This is a genomic window from Rania fehmarnensis (assembly GCF_056494185.1).
The window spans coordinates 6,922,373-6,939,236 of sequence record NZ_CM151398.1 but is presented as its reverse complement, the minus strand read 5'-3'; the positions used below and the strand labels follow the sequence as shown (position 1 = coordinate 6,939,236).

The 16,864-nt window shown below is 55.3% G+C and carries 14 protein-coding genes; 8 read left to right on the top strand and 6 right to left on the bottom strand.

Annotation, left to right across the window (positions count from 1 at the left end):
* Nucleotides 1-102: 102 nt before the first annotated feature.
* Together SH573x_RS23565 and SH573x_RS23560 are read left to right on the top strand one after the other, a co-directional pair.
* Nucleotides 103-1,275: a cell division protein FtsQ/DivIB gene (locus SH573x_RS23565; protein ID WP_479350349.1), complete on the top strand. Its 1,173-nt coding sequence runs from the start codon at nucleotides 103-105 to the stop codon at nucleotides 1,273-1,275.
* The gene (locus tag SH573x_RS23560; RefSeq protein WP_479350348.1) at nucleotides 1,272-2,126 is read left to right on the top strand and encodes an NAD(P)-dependent oxidoreductase; all 855 of its coding nucleotides are present in this window, start codon (nucleotides 1,272-1,274) and stop codon (nucleotides 2,124-2,126) included. The genes SH573x_RS23565 and SH573x_RS23560 overlap by 4 nt, the downstream gene beginning before the upstream one ends.
* Before the next feature lie 98 nt (nucleotides 2,127-2,224).
* On the opposite strand, the gene SH573x_RS23555 is transcribed toward SH573x_RS23560, so the two are convergent.
* Together SH573x_RS23555 and SH573x_RS23550 are read right to left on the bottom strand one after the other, a co-directional pair.
* The gene (locus SH573x_RS23555; RefSeq protein WP_479350346.1) at nucleotides 2,225-2,995 is read right to left on the bottom strand and encodes a methyltransferase family protein; all 771 of its coding nucleotides are present in this window, start codon (nucleotides 2,993-2,995) and stop codon (nucleotides 2,225-2,227) included.
* Nucleotides 2,996-3,253: 258 nt separating this feature from the next.
* The gene (locus SH573x_RS23550; protein ID WP_479350345.1) at nucleotides 3,254-4,087 is read right to left on the bottom strand and encodes an SAM-dependent methyltransferase; all 834 of its coding nucleotides are present in this window, start codon (nucleotides 4,085-4,087) and stop codon (nucleotides 3,254-3,256) included.
* A gap of 129 nt (nucleotides 4,088-4,216) precedes the next feature.
* Between SH573x_RS23550 and SH573x_RS23545 the strand changes: the two genes are divergently transcribed.
* Together SH573x_RS23545 and SH573x_RS23540 are read left to right on the top strand one after the other, a co-directional pair.
* Nucleotides 4,217-5,173 (top strand): aldo/keto reductase, encoded by a 957-nt coding sequence (locus tag SH573x_RS23545; protein ID WP_479350343.1) that lies wholly within the window; start codon nucleotides 4,217-4,219, stop codon nucleotides 5,171-5,173.
* A 49-nt stretch (nucleotides 5,174-5,222) separates the two neighbouring features.
* On the top strand, nucleotides 5,223-5,714 hold the full coding sequence (locus SH573x_RS23540; protein WP_479350341.1) for an EVE domain-containing protein: 492 nt from the start codon (nucleotides 5,223-5,225) through the stop codon (nucleotides 5,712-5,714).
* A gap of 38 nt (nucleotides 5,715-5,752) precedes the next feature.
* Here SH573x_RS23540 and SH573x_RS23535 read toward each other — a convergent pair whose 3' ends face one another.
* A complete protein-coding gene (locus tag SH573x_RS23535; protein WP_479350339.1) occupies nucleotides 5,753-7,096 on the bottom strand; it encodes an N-succinylarginine dihydrolase in 1,344 nt (447 codons plus the stop codon).
* Entirely contained in the window at nucleotides 7,081-8,589 is a 1,509-nt protein-coding gene (gene astD, locus SH573x_RS23530) for a succinylglutamate-semialdehyde dehydrogenase (RefSeq protein ID WP_479350338.1), read from the bottom strand. The genes SH573x_RS23535 and astD overlap by 16 nt, the downstream gene beginning before the upstream one ends.
* A 483-nt stretch (nucleotides 8,590-9,072) precedes the next feature.
* Between astD and SH573x_RS23525 the strand changes: the two genes are divergently transcribed.
* From SH573x_RS23525 to SH573x_RS23515, 3 genes are all read left to right on the top strand, one after another.
* The gene (locus tag SH573x_RS23525; RefSeq protein WP_479350337.1) at nucleotides 9,073-10,476 is read left to right on the top strand and encodes an undecaprenyl-phosphate glucose phosphotransferase; all 1,404 of its coding nucleotides are present in this window, start codon (nucleotides 9,073-9,075) and stop codon (nucleotides 10,474-10,476) included.
* Nucleotides 10,477-10,727: 251 nt separating this feature from the next.
* Complete coding sequence (locus tag SH573x_RS23520) at nucleotides 10,728-11,090, top strand: hypothetical protein (RefSeq protein ID WP_479350335.1); 363 nt, start codon at nucleotides 10,728-10,730, stop codon at nucleotides 11,088-11,090.
* Nucleotides 11,091-11,560: 470 nt separating this feature from the next.
* Nucleotides 11,561-12,343: an inositol monophosphatase family protein gene (locus SH573x_RS23515; RefSeq protein ID WP_479350333.1), complete on the top strand. Its 783-nt coding sequence runs from the start codon at nucleotides 11,561-11,563 to the stop codon at nucleotides 12,341-12,343.
* A gap of 119 nt (nucleotides 12,344-12,462) precedes the next feature.
* Here SH573x_RS23515 and SH573x_RS23510 read toward each other — a convergent pair whose 3' ends face one another.
* Nucleotides 12,463-13,701 (bottom strand): protein phosphatase 2C domain-containing protein, encoded by a 1,239-nt coding sequence (locus SH573x_RS23510; RefSeq protein ID WP_479350331.1) that lies wholly within the window; start codon nucleotides 13,699-13,701, stop codon nucleotides 12,463-12,465.
* A 509-nt stretch (nucleotides 13,702-14,210) separates the two neighbouring features.
* On the opposite strand from SH573x_RS23510, the gene SH573x_RS23505 reads away from it, so the two are divergent.
* Entirely contained in the window at nucleotides 14,211-15,536 is a 1,326-nt protein-coding gene (locus tag SH573x_RS23505; protein ID WP_479350330.1) for a hypothetical protein, read from the top strand.
* Between the two features lie 162 nt (nucleotides 15,537-15,698).
* On the opposite strand, the gene SH573x_RS23500 is transcribed toward SH573x_RS23505, so the two are convergent.
* Nucleotides 15,699-16,820, bottom strand: a complete 1,122-nt coding sequence (locus tag SH573x_RS23500) for a mandelate racemase/muconate lactonizing enzyme family protein (RefSeq protein ID WP_479350328.1) — start codon at nucleotides 16,818-16,820, stop codon at nucleotides 15,699-15,701.
* Nucleotides 16,821-16,864 lie beyond the last annotated feature (44 nt).

Here is a 16,864-nt window from a genome sequence, read left to right as displayed (position 1 = left end):
ACAGTGGTTGCAACTGAGCCATGCACTACGAAAACCTTGACGGTTTCCGCTACAGGTTATTGGCTGTGCAACGAACGGATTTTTTATACAGGGAGAGGAGCGATGGGGCAGGACAACGCCAACGAACAACCCCCACCACCTCCAACTGTGTGGCAGAAGCTGGCCGAGCGTGTGCGCAATACGCCCGGTAGTGGGCTCGCCTTCGCGGTAATCCCGCTACTGATCTTGGGTTACTTAGGTTGGTACTACTACGGAGCGGATCATCTCGATCGCACCTTTTATTCGCTGAAGCTCGAGAACATCGAGCTGACGCCGCAACCACCTTGGATTCGCGACGACCTGAAAGCCAAGATCTTTCACAGCAATCAGCTATCGAAGGTCTCGTTATTGGAACCTCAAGCTACCGCGACGATTGCCCATGCATTTGATGCGCATATGTGGATCAAGAGCACCAACCATGTGCGCAAGTTGAGTGGTGGCAAGGTGATGGTCGATGTTACTTATCGCAGGCCGGCGGCGATGGTCTATTGTGGCGAAGTGAACTTTCCTGGCAACGTTACCAAAGCGGGTGCGTTTCCAGTGGATGAAGAAGGCGTCGTGCTCGACGGCGATGAATTTTCGCAGAAGGAGATTCATAACTTCTTCATGATCTTTGCCGAGGGCGTCACTCCCGCGGGCAACTCGTTTGGCGACCCACGCATCAGCGAAGCCCTGACCCTGTGCAAGTTGCTGGAAAATCTGCGCGAGCCGTTGCGTTTGGCCGTTATTCACGTCGAGCCGGAATCGATCGATTTGCAGTTAGGCGGATTCAATTCCTGGGTCCTCAATATCGTCACCAAAGAGAAGCGTGAGATCGCTTGGGGACATGCGCCCGGCAAAGAAACACGTGATGAGATGTTGGTTGAAGAGAAGATCGCAGCCATGACAGCCTGGCTGAAGATTCCTGCTGAAGAATCGCCAATTAAAGTACTCGATCTGCGTCAACGTCGCGGGTTGGGGCAACGTTTGACGTCGACTCCCGGGGTGACTTCGGCAAATGCATCCTTGCCGACTTTTCCACGTCCAGGAGGATCCAGCTCCATTCGTCCAACCCTTTCGCAGGCAGAAATTCCAGCGACGGTGCCCCGCCCGTTGCCGCCAGAAAATACTCTCAATCAATTAGTGCCCGACCGATTGCTGCCCTCGGTGGACCAGGCTTCGACACCGGTTGATATGTCGTTGCAAGAACTAGTGCCACACGGGCAGGCACCAACTGGTTGGCCCAACGATCCATGACGCAGTCACCTATCGGTTTGATCGGTTTGGGCCTGATGGGCATCGAGATCGCTCATCGCTTGATGAGTGCTGGCCGGCAAGTCTTAGGTTATGACAACGATATTCAGCGTCGATCACTGGCTGAAACACTCGGCGTAGAAATCGCCGAATCGCCTCAAGTGGTTTGGCAACGTTGCCAACATATTGTTTTGAGTTTGCCCAACGATAGTGTTGTGGCTGAAGTGGTAGGTGAGGCCGAGTTAGTTGGCGGTCAGGTGGTCATCGATACCACCACCGGCAGTCCCGAGTCGACGGAGTTGCTGGCTGAACGCTTGCAGGTACACAACATTGAAGTCATTGATGCCACGATCTCCGGTAGCAGCGCGCAGCTGCGTGGAGGTACTGCGGTCATCATCGCGGGAGCGACGGACGGCGGGTGGCGTGAGGCCTTGCCCATTCTTTCAGCGTTAGCACCCAACTGCTTTCATGTGGGTCCGCCCGGTGCCGGCGCACGCATGAAACTGGTTACTAACCTGGTACTCGGATTGAATCGAGCAGCGTTGGCCGAAGGCTTGGCTTATGCTGCTGCTCAAGGACTGGATCTGACGCTAACTTTAAAACTGCTCAAGGCCACTCCGGCCTACTCACGCATGATGGACACTAAAGGCGAAAAGATGATTGAGCGGGACTTTGCGCCCCAAGCCAAACTTTCGCAGCACTTGAAGGATGTCAATCTGATTATCGAATCGGCACACCAACATCAATTGCAACTGCCGCTCAGCGAAGCTCATCGCATGATCCTGCAAGCAGCCCAGCGAAACGGCTATGGCGAGATGGATAACAGCGCACTAATCACTGCGTACGATAAGTAGCTCGGTAGTCATCGTCGCCAGACGGTGGGCCCTGTGTAGCCACCGTCGCCATACGGTGGACTCTCGGGGCGGCGAAATCGACCGCTTGTCACCGGTGGCTACGCATCCGATTGAGATGACCAGCGGCCCAAGGTTCCCAAGCCGATGAGCGGAAAGCCGGGCACCCGCTGGGCATATTCACGATAGGGTTGTCCGATATAGTGCAGCAGTCGCTGATCTTTCAAGTAACTGCCCACGTAGATGTATGCAGTCCAAACAGCCGTCAGGATGACGTGGTCGAGCGTCATGTGTGGCGTAAACCAAATCAGCCCCAAGAAACTCAGATAGACGGGATGTCGCATCCAGCGAAATGCTCCGCGTTGAACAAACTCGCGCCGTGGAGGTTTGATGCCTCGCACCCAATACAGCCAAGGTAGCAAGCCTGTTTGATAGCCCATGCCGGCCAACCACAAACTGTAAAGCAGCGCTACCCAACTGCCATAGAAGGCAACCAACATGAACGTTTTAGGCCAACCATGTAGATCCCAAATATAATTCTCACTCGGCGTCCAGAACCAAAATAACAAGAGCAAGCTCAGGCAGGTCGCAATGCAGTGCACGCAGCCCAGCATGGCCGGATGAACGCGAGTTTTGATGAGCTGCTGAATGCCAGGTATCAGCAATAGACTGTGCGGCCAGGCAAAGAATAGAGCGAGCAAGGCATCGCCCATGATAGAAAACTTGCCATGCGGCACCAACGGGCCACGCAAGAACAGGAACAGTTGCCAGGCTGTCCACACGAACAGCAACTGTGTGCCCGCACCAAAGGCAATGCCAACGATTCTGCTGAGGCTGACTCCCTGCGGAGCAGTCACTGTACCTGACGACATTCGGCCCATCCCTACAAATACGACTCGCACCGGTGAATGCTTGGTTGAAGGCATTCTGCATTGGCGCAGGCTGGTAGCTGTGATGCACACAGGCTGGAAGCCTATGCCACAACACAGGCTGGAAGCCTATGCCACAACACAGGCTGGAAGCCTATGCCACAGGGGCGATCGTCGCTTTGGAGTGCTGGAAAGTCAAGTTCAGGTTGCGATCATCGCGAATTCGAAGGGAGATTTAATCTTCGGTTTTTTGCTGGAGACTTAGTTCTTTTGTGCGACGAAACAGCCGTATTCCATGGCTTTTGTTTGATAGGCTTCCAGGATTGCATCAAAACGATCCAAGAACATAACGTGGTCGCGGCCTAGCAGTCGGGCTAGATGTCGCACCCCCGTTCGGCGAACCCGATCACGACAGATCTCCCAGGTTTTCCAAACTCGATCGGTCCACAGTTGGCTATGGACCATCGTCAAACCGGCGCCGGTCAGCCAACTTTCGTAGTCGGCTTGGGTCCCCAATGAGGGACAGAAAAATCCTTCGCAGACTTCAAAGCATAACTGCTGGGTGCGGGGCGCCGCTTCGTCATGACCGGCCAACCACGCACAGATGGCCACGCGTCCACCGGGCACTAACCACCCCGCGGCTTTGCGAAAGAAGGCGGCCTTGTCAAACAAGTGCTCGGTGCATTCTATACTCCACACCACATCGGCTGATTGCTCGGGCAATTCCAACTGTTCAGCATCCGTACACAAAAAGTTGGTTCGCTTGGAGGTGCCATGAACCAGCGAAGTCGTCTTGGCCCACCGCCGTTGGACTGGCGAGATCGTCACACCGGTGACCTGGCAATTGCGATTCTTGGCCAGCCAAACGCTCGAGCCACCCATGCCACACCCGACATCGATGACGCGCTGGCCGCCATCGATGCTGGCCAGCGAGGCCAATTGTTCGGTCAGTTGCCGGGCGGCCACCTGCGGTGATTCGTTGGCTTGCCACAAGCCATGATGCAAATGGGGCCCCCACATCAAACGATAAAACAGCGTACCCAAGTTGTAGTGCGTACGGATAACCTGCTTTTCGATGGCTGGACAAGTAATCAATGTGGCCTCAGTCTGTTAATATATGCACTTCAAAGTCAACTGCCGCCTCCGCGACTAATTCTCAACGAGTGATTACACCGGAGGGGCGCACCTGACACAAGTAGACCGCAGAAATTGGTATAGCAACCTATGCAGACGAAACAACTAGGATCAACCGACTTGCAATTGACGCGAATCGGTCTGGGGACTTGGGCTATCGGCGGCGGAAATTGGAAATTTGCTTGGGGACCACAGGATACCGGCGATTCAATTGCCGCTATTCATCGCGCGCTGGACTTGGGTATCAACTGGATCGACACAGCGCCGGTGTATGGACTGGGCAACTGCGAACAGGTGGTCGGCCAGGCGCTCTCGACTCTTTCGCAGCGACCAATTATCGCGACCAAGTGCGGACGCTGCTGGACGGATGATCGCCAAATCGTGGCTCGGATCAAACGCGAAAGCATCTTGGCCGAGTGCGAACAGAGCCTGCGGCGACTGCGCGTAGATACAATCGACTTGTACCAAATTCATTGGCCTCAACCCGACGAAGATATCGAAGAAGGTTGGGAAGCAGTCAACTCACTGATCAAAGCCGGCAAGATTCGCTACGGCGGTGTCAGTAACTTCAATCGCTCGCAATTAGAGCGCATCCATAAAATCGCGCCGGTCGCATCGCTGCAACCACCCTACAGCATGCTGGTGCGCGGAGTAGAAGATGAGCTCTTGCCTTACTGTGGGCAAAACAATATTGGAGTCGTCGTTTATAGCCCCATGCAAAAAGGATTGTTGACCGGCAAGGTCACTCGCCAATGGGTCGCCAGCCTGGCTGACGATGACCATCGACGCCTCGATCCGCAGTTCAACGATCCCAAGCTGACCGCCAATTTGCAACTAGTGGAAGCACTGACTGAAATCGCAGCTGGGCACGGCAAGACGGCTGCCCAGTTAGCTATCGCCTGGACTCTGCGTCGTAGTGAAGTAACCGCTGCGATCGTCGGTGCCCGCCGACCCGATCAAGTCGATCAACTGGTAGCCGCCGGAGATTGGCAACTGGACCCACAAGTGATCAACCAAGTCGAATCTAGATTGAAGACTGAAGATTGAAGATTGAAGATTGAAGACTGAAGACTGAAGACTGAAGATTGAAGAGAATATGGTTAAGGCTGCAGTTGCTTCGAAGTATTGGCTCATCAAAAGCGAACCGGATGTGTTTAGCATCGATGATCTGGCCAAGGCACCCAAAAAGACGACCTACTGGGATGGCGTACGCAATTATCAAGCTCGCAATACGTTGCGCGATCTGATGCAATTGGGCGATGTTGTCCTGTATTACCACAGTAACTGCGACGAGCCCGCAATCGTTGGGCGAGCCACCATTGCCCGCACCGGCTATCCCGACTTCACCGCGTGGGATCCTAACGATCCGCATTACGATCCTAAAACCGATCAGTCCAATCCGCGCTGGTACATGGTCGATGTCAAATTTATGGACAAGTTCGCCATGCCTCTGTCCCTGACCAGCCTGCGTAGCGTTAAAGGACTCGAGAAGATGGTGCTCTTGCAGAAAGGCTCAAGGCTGAGCGTGCAACCTGTGTCACCAGGCGAGTATGTGATCGTCTGCAAACTGGCTGGCGTTGCACCGTAGACAACTAAGCACGTGGTCACGTGCTTATCCTGTTTTGTTTACTCGTAAGTCGACCACGGACTAGTGCGGTATGCCCGGTTGTCCTCAATCGCTAATGTCTCCCAGGTCAATTGCTGGGGATAGTAGGTTTCAATCCAACGCTCAAGCTCGTCAGCCAGGCGATCGGTCAAACGAAACTGAGGTGCAAAGTGCTCGATGTCTGTCTCCGGTAACGCCAATCGCAGGCGGAGACAAGCTGGCCCACCGCCGCCCGACATGCTTTCATCCAACGACACGTAGTGCACGGCTGTGATCGGATTGGTGCTATTGGCAATCGTGCGTTCGATAAAATTCTTCACACTGGCAGTTTGTCGACATTGCTCAGCGCAGATAAGCACCATCGCGTGCTGGTCCTCTGCGGGTGTGATTAATTGACTGTTGAACAAGTAACTGCTGATCGCTGCCTGCAAACTAATTTCGCTACTGCCGACGTGGATGATGTTCAACTGCTGACCGGTTACTTGCCTAAAGGTAGTTGCCAGCTGTTCTATTTTGTTGTCGGCATCGATGAACGCTTGCTCGTGCATCAGCAAGACATTCCGGTGACTGGTGGCGATTACATCATTGTGAAATACGCCCGCGTCGATGGCTTGCGGATGTTGCTGTAAGAAAAAAGTTCGAGCTGGATCGAGTTGATTCAATCGAGCCACCGCTTCGCAGGCCGCCCGCGATTGTCGTGCCAGGAAACGTTGGCTAGATCCGTGGCTAGATCCGTGATAGTGCTCAGTCGGTCGAACGTGAGCTGCGTCCCCATACACGAATACATGAACTGCGCGCGTGCCAGAATCATCGCACAGCCGCATGTGGTTGGCAGCGCCTTCGTCGCGGAGTGGCCACACGGGCGGCAGGGCTGTGTGAATCTTATAATTGTCATCCAGCAAGCTGCTGAACATCTTCTGGAACTGAACCTGGCGGGCCGCATGCTCCGACAATCGATGCCAACTGCTGGATAGATTGGCTAAGGTCAAGTGATGCCGACGGTCCAGGCAGTCGCAGGCGGGTGCATAGGTACCAGCGTTGGCCGCCCACATAAATGCGCTACTGAACGTGGCTGAATAAGCATGGGGAGCTTGCAGGCGTGCAGCCCTGCACTGCTCTGCTAATGTACCGGTGAATCCCAATTGAGCTAAAAAGTCGGACAGCGGTCGCACAAGCGGTGGCAACACAAACTGTGGTACGCCCAGCGAAGCCACCAGGCGCGCCTTCCGTAAACCTTCCAGTGCGGCACGTCGCGGACTGGATGGTTGACGTTCATGTTCGACCGAGGCGACATTGCCAACGCCTACGCCACCAAAGTGATGTGTCGGTCCCACCAAGGCATCCACATTTACTTCGACATACATGCCTGCACGGCCCCCTCTAATCCTGGCGACAACTTGCCTGTTACACCCGGCACGCGGGCCGCTTCCAAGGAAGCAACCGGGTAAGCGCAGTAGTCTGAAGCAAAGAAACCGCTGGGCATGTGATTGCCACTGGCCCCGACACCACCAAACGGTAACCGGCCACTAGCACCGGTCGTCTGTCGATTCCAGTTCACGATACCCGCGCGAACATGATTGACGAACGTGTGGTAGTCATCAGGGTTATCCGCCAACAGCCCCGCGGCTAATCCAAAGCGGGTTGTATTGGCAGCCACGATAGCGGCGCTCAACGACTCGACGCGTTCGACGCACAGCAGCGGCCCAAAGTGCTCGACATCGTCACCCGCGATCCCGGTCATGTCCAGTAGTCCCGGGGTGACGATCGCGCTGGAACGTTTATCGCTTTTGAGTTCCACGATTGGTCGAGCTCCGCGACTGATCAGGTTGGCTTGGGCTTCGAGCATGCGGGCCGCAGCCGATGGTCGCACAAGCGTTCCCATAAACGGCGAGGGTTGGTCAAAGGGCAAGCCGACGCGTATGGCTTGGATGGCTGACTTCAGCAGTTCGATCAGTCGCTCGGGTTGCGATTGTTCAGTGATGATCAACCGCCTTGCACAGGTGCAGCGCTGTCCTGCAGTGATGTACGCCGACTCGATAATCTGCATAACGGCGGCGGGCAGATCGCTGACTCGGTGAACGACCAAGGGATTGTTGCCACCCATTTCGAGGGCGAGAATTTTTTCTGGTTGGCCGCCCAACAACTTGTGCAGACTGGCACCCGCGCGATAACTACCGGTGAACAGCACGCCAGCTACGCGGTTGTCACTAGCCATCTGCTGGGCGATAGAGGCATCGCCATGCACTAGATTAAGGACACCTGCCGGAAGTTCGGCGTGTTGCCATGCCGTGGCCAGCCACTGGCCCACTGCGGGCGTTAGTTCGCTAGGTTTGAAGACGACGGTGTTTCCTGCCAGCAGGGCTGGCACGATGTGAGCACCAGGCAAATGCGCCGGCAGATTGAACGGCCCCAGCACCAGCATCACTCCATGCGGTTTATAACGCGTCACCGCTTGCAGTTCGCCTTGAGTCTCATGGGTCGTCCAGCGTCGCGCGTGTAGGGCATCGATCGCATTGGTGACTTTTCCGATGACGGTGGCAACTTCCGTCAGTGATTCCCAGAGCGGCTTGCCAGTTTCCCAGCTGATCACTTCCGCCAGTTCCGATCGATGTGCATCGACGTAGCTGGCAAATTGTTTGGTAAATGCGATGCGTTCATCCAGTGGTCGCAGACTCCAAGCCGCAAAGGCGCGCTCCGCGTGAGCTACTGCGGCGTCGGCTTGAGTACTGTGCGCGTAATTTCCTTGCCAGCAGACTCGGCCATCAACAGGGCTGTGGCTGGTCGCCTCTTCGCCTTGACCATCTTGCCATTCCGCCCCGATCCATTGCTGACCTCGACTCGTTTTGAATTCGACCATGAATCGCTCCCTTGAAGTGCTGCGGCGCTCTTTGGAGTGCTGCGGCGCAGCCGTAGCTTTGATGTGATAACCCAACGGTACCGCAGCCAGTACGAACAAGGTGATCCGAGCGTCCAGAGTGACTCAGGCTGCGGCATGAGACTTAACTTACATCAAAGCGGTGCCAGATGGCACCGCACTCCAAGGTTGACTGCTGCGGCGCAGCCGTAGCTTTGATGTGATAACCCAACTGTACCGCAGCCAGTACGAACCAGGTGACTCCAGACTTTCAGAGTGACTCAGGCTGCGGCATGAGACTTCGCTTACATCAAAGCGGTGCCGGATGGCACCGCACTCCAAAGACCAGATTGTAGCGGATGTAGGGACGAGAGCCTGTGAGCGCGATTTGAAATCGCGCGTTCCAACCCTGGAAATGCAACGCGTCTTGAGATGCGACCTACCATTCCAGGATCTGAAAATACAGGATTTATCTGCAGGTTTGTCATGTCCGGATTTTTCATCAGTCAGCAACGACGCGTCTTGGCAACCATACAGCGAGCGAGCGATGCACTCTGTATCGTGGGTGGGTTGTACTTGAGCGTATGGATCGTGGGACAGCAGGTTAACGAATACACATTGATCGTGGCATTAGCTGCTTCGACTTTGTTCTTGTTGGTCGGTGAAGTCAATAGCTTGTACACGCAGGATCGCAGCCAGAGCGCCCAGCGCGAGCTGCTCAGTACTCTGACGACCTGGTTGGGTACGCTGTGCTTGCTGGCCGTCTTCTTGCTGCTGACGCGCTTTGGAGAAGAGTTCGCACGGCGCAGCATTCTCAGTTGGAGTATCGTCGCAGTTACTCAGATGGGGTTGATGCGCGTAGCGTTGCGTATCTTCAGCGAAGTACTATCCAGCGGCGGTTGGACAACCCGGCGTTGTGCTGTTGTGGGCCTCAATGCGCTAGGCAAACATCTGGCGGAGAACGCGCGCAACAATCCAGCTTGCGGCTTGCGGATCATGGGCTTTTTCGACGATCGCGCCACTCAACGTACACTGGATGATCTCAAGGTCCCCGAGATGCACTTGGGAAGAATCGAAGAACTGGTGCGTCGCGCCAAGGCTGGCGAGTTCGATACGGTGTTCATCACTTTGCCGATGCGCGCCGAAAGTCGTATTCGACAACTGCTCGAACAACTCGGTGACACGACAGCCAATGTGTATATCGTGCCGGACTTTTTCGTCTTTGAACTCCTGCACTCGCGCTGGACGCAGATCGGCGGGTTGCCGGCGGTCAGCGTGTTTGAAACGCCGCTCTACGGTGTAGATGGCTGGGTCAAGCGCGGCTTCGACTTGGCGGTCGCCATCTTGGGACTAGTTGTGATTGCTCCGGTAATGTTGGCTTGTGCCTTGCTGGTTAAACTCAGTTCACCAGGCCCGGTCTTCTTTCGTCAAAAGCGTTATGGGCTGGACGGCAAAGAGATACTGGTGTGGAAATTTCGCTCGATGCGAACTTGCGATAACGGACCTGTGGTCAATCAGGCTACGCGCGACGATCCGCGCATCACGCGCGTAGGTGCCGTTTTGCGCAAAACATCGCTCGATGAGTTGCCACAGCTCTTTAATGTGATCGAAGGTTCGATGTCACTGGTGGGACCCCGACCGCATGCTTCGGCTCACAATGAACGCTACCGAAAACTGATTCCCGGTTACATGCTGCGTCACAAAGTTAAACCAGGCATCACCGGTCTGGCCCAAGTCGAAGGCTACCGCGGCGAAACCGAGACCATCGACAAAATGCAAAAACGCGTCGAATGTGACCATCGCTACATTCGCGAGTGGTCGGTGTGGTTGGATCTGCAAATTCTCTTCCGCACGGTCTTTGTAGTCTTCAAGCAACAGAATGCTTACTAACAACTTTTCCTGAATCTTCCGAGTATCTCTTTTGAGGGTTCCGGGCAAAGTTTATCACCAGACTCTCTGCGTAAACCTTTGCGAATGTTCGACTTGTGACGCCCCCCGTCTGTCGGAGGGTGATCGACAACTGAAAAAGTAGTCGCATATCAGACCGGTCGGCTGTATGATGCGGGCAGCGAGAACAGAGCTTGCTAATCAAGTTCGTTCTTCTACAGTCGGAACTACGGACAGCTTACGGAGCGACTAGTATGAAATCGGGTATGGCCCTGGCAGGCAACACGCCGTCAGCCGATGAGCTAGTGATGGATAAGCGATCGGCAGAGAATAACTTAGGCGATATGCGTAATCCTCGACCAGAACCGGCAGCCATCTATGAACTGGAAGTTCTAATTTGCCGCTTGGGTGAAGGGCAAACGCGTGGAAGGGCCGCCAATTTGCCGCTTCCCGAATCGCACGGGGCTACGGTACGCGAAGTTCTGCAATTGGTCATCGACGCCGCTCGCAAGATGATCAATGATTGCCTGGCTAAGGACAATCATATTCCGTGGATCGAACCACCGGCCTTGCCAGAAGAAACCGAGAGCCGCTTTGTGGTGCCCTTGGTGATGTAGTGTGGCGCTTGAGTGGCTGGTTCTTGGTACACAGGCTGGAAGCCTATGCCACAGTTCACACAGGCTGGAAGCCTATGCCACAGTTCACACAGGCTGGAAGCCTATGCCACATGGCTGGGCCACAAAAAAACCCCGTTATCAGCGAACTGACAACGGGGTCGGAACAGAGAAGAGGCCGGAATGATATTTGTCTCTCTTCCTTCATTGTGCGCCAAGCCAGAGCCGTTGTCCATGCTTTTCGCAGCGCGAATTTATGACAAAATAGGATGCGTTCCGGGGTGCCTTGCAAAGGTGACGAGTCACCTCCCCCAAGCTCGCTTGGGGGAGGTCGCAGACGACGGCGTTTAGCCGTCGGCTGCGGGAGGGGGGCAGTGCGCTAGGTTAGCGACCTCCCCAAGGCTGCGCCTTGGAGAGGTGGCGGGGTCGGCCCCTTCCCGATGTCCAAGCATGTCCAAGCTTAGAGGTAGCGAGTGAACGAAACTTACTTGAAAGCAGCCGTCGAAGCGGCTCAACTGGCCGGCGGCGTTCTGCGAAACTACCGAAGTAAGTTCAGCACTCGCGAAAAAGCCCCCCGCGACCTGGTTACCGACGCCGACCTGGCGGCTCAGCAAGCCATCGAGCGTTACTTCCAGAACCGCTTTCCTGATCACGCCTTTCTCGGCGAAGAGTCCTCGCCAGCTCAGCGACAAGCGGCCATCGACAGTGGCAAACTTCTGTGGGTGGTCGATCCACTGGATGGCACAGCCAATTACGTACACGGCTTGAACATGTTTGCCGTTTCGATCGCACTGGTTCGGGGTTCGCAAGTCTTATGCGGGGTGGTCTACGATCCGATCGCAGGTGATTTGTTTACAGCCACCGACGAAGGGCGTGCTTTGCATAACGGCGAACCGATCAAGAGCAGTGCATGCACGACGATGGATCAAGCGATGATTGCGGCCAGCTTTCCGGCGGGAGTCAAACGCGATGATCCGGAGGTCGCGCAGTTCTTACGCGTCTTGGAAGCGGCTCAGTCTGTCCGCCGCTTGGGCTCGGCAGCCCTGAATCTTTGTTACGTGGCCCAGGGATGTTTGGATGCGTATTGGGCTTCGAATGTGCAGACGTGGGATATCGCCGCCGGGGTGTTAATCGCGCGCCGCGCCGGGGCACAATGTCAAGATGTCAGCGGCGGCGAATTTCAGCTGTGGGCACCGCGACCTTTGGTTGCCTCGACAGTGCGATTGCAAGCGGAACTGTTGAATTGCATCCGTTGAATGTGTGTCCAAACTCTGGCGAGTTCGGCTACGGATTTCAAGTGTGTGTCCAAACTCTGGCGAGTTCGGCTACGAATTTCAAGTGTGTGTCCAAACTCTGGCGAGTTCGGCTACGAATTTTAAGTTATATCCGTACGGATGACCACGGCGGTGGCGTTATCTCGACCGCACTCAGCGATGGAGGTTAGGACTAACCGTTGGGCTACCGGTGCATCGAACGCGGACTCGTCTGCACGCACGATTTCGTCGATGCCACGGTCCCACAAGCCTTCGATCAGGCCATCGCTACATAAAACAAACCGATCTCCAGCCGCATAGTCGATGCATCCAATGTGGGGTTTCAGAAATTGATGGCCGGCACCGAGGGCTTGAGCCAACACGTTCTTCCGCGGATGCATCCGCGCGGCTCGCTCATTCAGTTCACCTTTGCGTCGCAGCCAACCGACATGCGTATGATCTTCGCTGACCTGTTCAATTCCACCGGCCGCAGGCAATCGATACAAGCGAGTATCACCCACGTGGCCAAAGACCAAGTGTCCGCGTCGGAACCAGGCCAGCGTCAATGTGGCGCCCATGTTTTGGCAGTCTGCGTCAAAGCGACCTAACTTGGTCATTTCGCGATGGATGCCTGTAAACAACTCCATCAGAATTGAGTTGCTGTAAGCCAAGAAGCGATTTTCGGAGAGTCCAAACTGCTTAGGCAAGATCGAGGTGATCTTTTCCATTGCGATCTTGCTGGCGAATTCGCCCGAGCGTTCACCGCCCATGCCATCGCTAACGGCGAAGATGAAATCGGTCTCCGCCATCGACGCTTCGCCGTTCTTGCCCAAGTATCGGACACCGCGCTTATCCAGCAGAACGGCCAGAAAAGTATCTTCGTTGTTGGGGCGAAATCGACCGGGGTGCGTCATGCCCGACCAGTGGATGCGCAGCGGTGTCTCATTCAAACCGCTCTCGTCGCTCTCGCTGACTTTTTCGGGTTCGGGACCGACAATCGTGGCGAATTCAAAATCGATGACACAAAAGCGACCATCGGTGGCTCGGTACGTGATATTCCGCAAGAAGGGATCGTCGTGGCGGACGCCAAACGATTCCAACTCGGCAAAAATTTCCTGCATTCTTTGCTCACCCATATGTTCGACGCGCGAACCACAATTGGTGGTGACGAGGGTCAGAGTGGCTGGGTCGGCATCCAACAGTCGCGGAACGAAATCACACTTGCGGGCTTCCAAGTATTTCAGAACCTTCATTTCGTTTGCAAAACGCGTCTCCGCTTGGGGGCCGCGGAACTCCTTGTGCACGCGACCATCGTAGCCAATACGCACAACTGCACGTTGCGTATTCTTTGCTTCAAACATGAACCAGTGTTTCTAGTTGGGGTGGTTGACTCTCTATCCTTGTCACTTGATGGGACAAGAAACCTCATTATACAGACTCAGTAAAGCTGACGGGTGTCCCGTAGAGCGGCTGTCCTCAGCCGCTCAGCACCTGTTAATCAAAGTATCTTCCGACTAGGTGTCCCGTAGAGCGGCTGTCCTCAGCCGCTCAGCACCCGTTAATCAAAGTATCTTCCGACTAGGTGTCCCGTAGAGCGGCTGTCCTCAGCCGCTCAGCACCTGCTAATCAAAGTATCTTCCGACTAGGTGTCCCGTAGAGCGGCTGTCCTCAGCCGCTCAGCACCTGTTAATCAAAGTATCTTCCGACTAGGTGTCCAGTGTTAGAGTTTGCCGACTTGCCGGGTGCTGAGCGGCTGGAGACAGCCGCTCTACACACGAGCGGCTGAGAACAGCCGCTCTACGATCGCGCCAATAGACGGTACACTAAGTAGTTGCCGCCCCACGCTATAGAATCGAAGGACGAATCAGTCATGGTAAAGTTTCCAAGCCGACTCGAAGAGCTCTTGCCGCCCCAAGCAGTTTCGAAAGTTCTGGACCTGCTGAGCCAACCCACGCTAACCAATGCTGTGCGGGAAACGCTACACAAAGTCGGTATCAAGGATTCCAATCCAGTTGGCCAGGTGCAAGATGCGTGGCGGCAAGCTCGCGGTTGGTTCGAGTCGATGGTCGAACGCGTGCTGGAACAGAATCAAGCCAGCCCGGCGGCCATCAATGCCACGGGGCAATTGTTCGATGTACGTTGGTCAAGTTTGCCAGGCGACTCGGCAGCGGTGCAAGCTCTAGTGGCCTCGGCTATCAACTTTCAAGATCATGTTCAGTTAGAACAATATGCGACCCATACTGTGCAGACGTGCCTTGGCGCTGAGGCGGCAATCTTCGTCAGCAGTCCAGCTGCCGCGTTGGCTTTGCTAACTCGCGCCGATGCATTTCATGGTGGGCTGGTAATCGCGCGCAGCGATGTCCTCCGCGTGCCCGGTCCAACCGATGTGCGTGCGATCTTGGATGCCGGTAAACATGCCTTTGTCGACGTAGGCGCGGTCAATGGTGCCAGTGCGGAAGACTGGCAGGCCGCGTTATCGCACAGCAAGCAAACGCTTGTCCGCTTGAGCCCCAATTCGCTGGAAGTCCCCGAAGCTCAAACGCAAAGTAAAGCGGCCTTGTCCCGCGCTAAAGAAATCGGAGCACAAGTTGTAGACCTTGCGTTCGACGGTACGCTCGATGCAGGTCTGGCCGCGTTAGGTTTTCCGCAGATTAACGCGATGCTCTCAGCTGGTAGCGACTTGATAATCGTGCCGCTGGATGGATTGTTAGGTGGCGTAACTGGAGCGGTGGTGGCAGGTCGAAATTCACTAGTGCAATCGATACGCACAGCTGCGCTGGTCACCGGCACGCTCCTACATGGTCCCACTCTCGCCGCCGCTGCTGCCATTTTTGCGCGACCCACCGAAACGCCACCCTCCAGCGTAACGCAGTTGCTGTTAACGAATATCGAGAACTTGAAAGATCGTGCTCGACGTTTGGCCATTCAATTGAACGATACCAAACGGGTGACCACCGCCGAAGTGATCGCCAAGCAAACCAAGCTTGGTCCGTCACCGTTTCATCGCTACCAACTGCCAACCCACGCAGTTGTGCTCACGCCTCGCGATCAGTCTGCCGAAGAGCTGTCACGAGAACTGGCCACCGGCAAATCTGGATCAGCCATTTGGACCAAAGTGGAAGATGGTCGAGTCGTGATCGATCTGCGACTAGTCGAACCAGCCGATGATCATAAGATCGTAGAAGCCATCGTGTGAGCGCCATGGAGTGCGGTGACATCTGGCACCGCTTTGATGTAAGTAGAGTCTCTTGCCGCAGCCTGAGTCGCTCTGGAAGTTTGGAGTAACTTAGTTCGTGCAGGCTGCGGAACAGTCGGTTATCACATCAAAGCTACGGCTAACGCCGCAGCACTCCAAAGGCTACACTCCAAAGGAATACTTTTCGAGTGCATCTGCATTTAACTTGAGTCCCAAGCCAGGCAGGTTGGGGATGGCCAACATGCCGTCATCGTCGAGTTGCCAACCGCCTTCGGTTAGCTCGTCGATGAAGGGCGAGCCGGTGAGGTACTCGACATACTCGGTACCCGAGATGGCTGTCGCCAGTTGCAGATCGGCCGCCAGGCCGACGGCGGTGTTCCAACCGTGTGGTACAAACTTGACGCCATAGTCTTGCGCCATCCAGGCAATACGTCGCTCTTCGCTCAAACCACCAACTTTGGTAACGTCAGGTTGGATGATGTCAAAGGCGCGAGCTTGAAGCCAAGGTTGAAATGCCTGGCGGCGCGTTAACACTTCGCCGCCTGAAATCGGCACCGGCGAATGTTCGCGAAGCTTTACGAAGTCTTCTAATGCATCGGGTACCAGGGCCTCTTCAAACCAAGTCACATCGTATTTGGCTAACATGTGAGCTGCTTGGATGGCCCACTTGTAGCCGTTGGTCCAGTAAGCGTCACTGCCGCCAGCATCGACCATCAACTTGCACTCTGGTCCAATCGCCTCACGGGCCGCTTCTACGATGGCTTCATCCGTTTTCGCATTGCGTCGACCAAAGGGGCCCCAGCCGATCTTGAATGCTCGGAAGCCTTGCGCCTTGACTTGCTGCAGATGATCACGCAACTTTTCAGGCTCGTCCATCAGCAGCGAAGCATACGGCTGCACTCGCTCACGATAGCGACCACCCATCAAGCGTCCCACCGATTGACCGGTGGCTTGACCAAGCAAATCCCATAGCGCAATGTCGATGCCGCTAATCGTATGCGTAATCGAACCACCACGTCCCAACCAGAACATGTGCTGATGCAGCTTCTCGCTAACACGCTCGGGTTCGAGTGCACTCTCGCCACGATACAAAGGCTCCAGCACAGCTAGCGCCGCCCGCACCAGTCCATCGTTGGTAAAGACACTACCCAGCCCAGTCAGTCCCGCATCGGTTGATACAAAGATCAGCGTATGCACGCAATCCTCGGGTCGCAGTTCGTTGCTCCAACCGCCTTCGGGAGTGGCACCACGCAGACCAGCACAGCGAATTTCAGTTATTTTCATGAGGAGTAACGAGTAAGGAGTAGGAGTAGGAGTAGGAGTAGGAG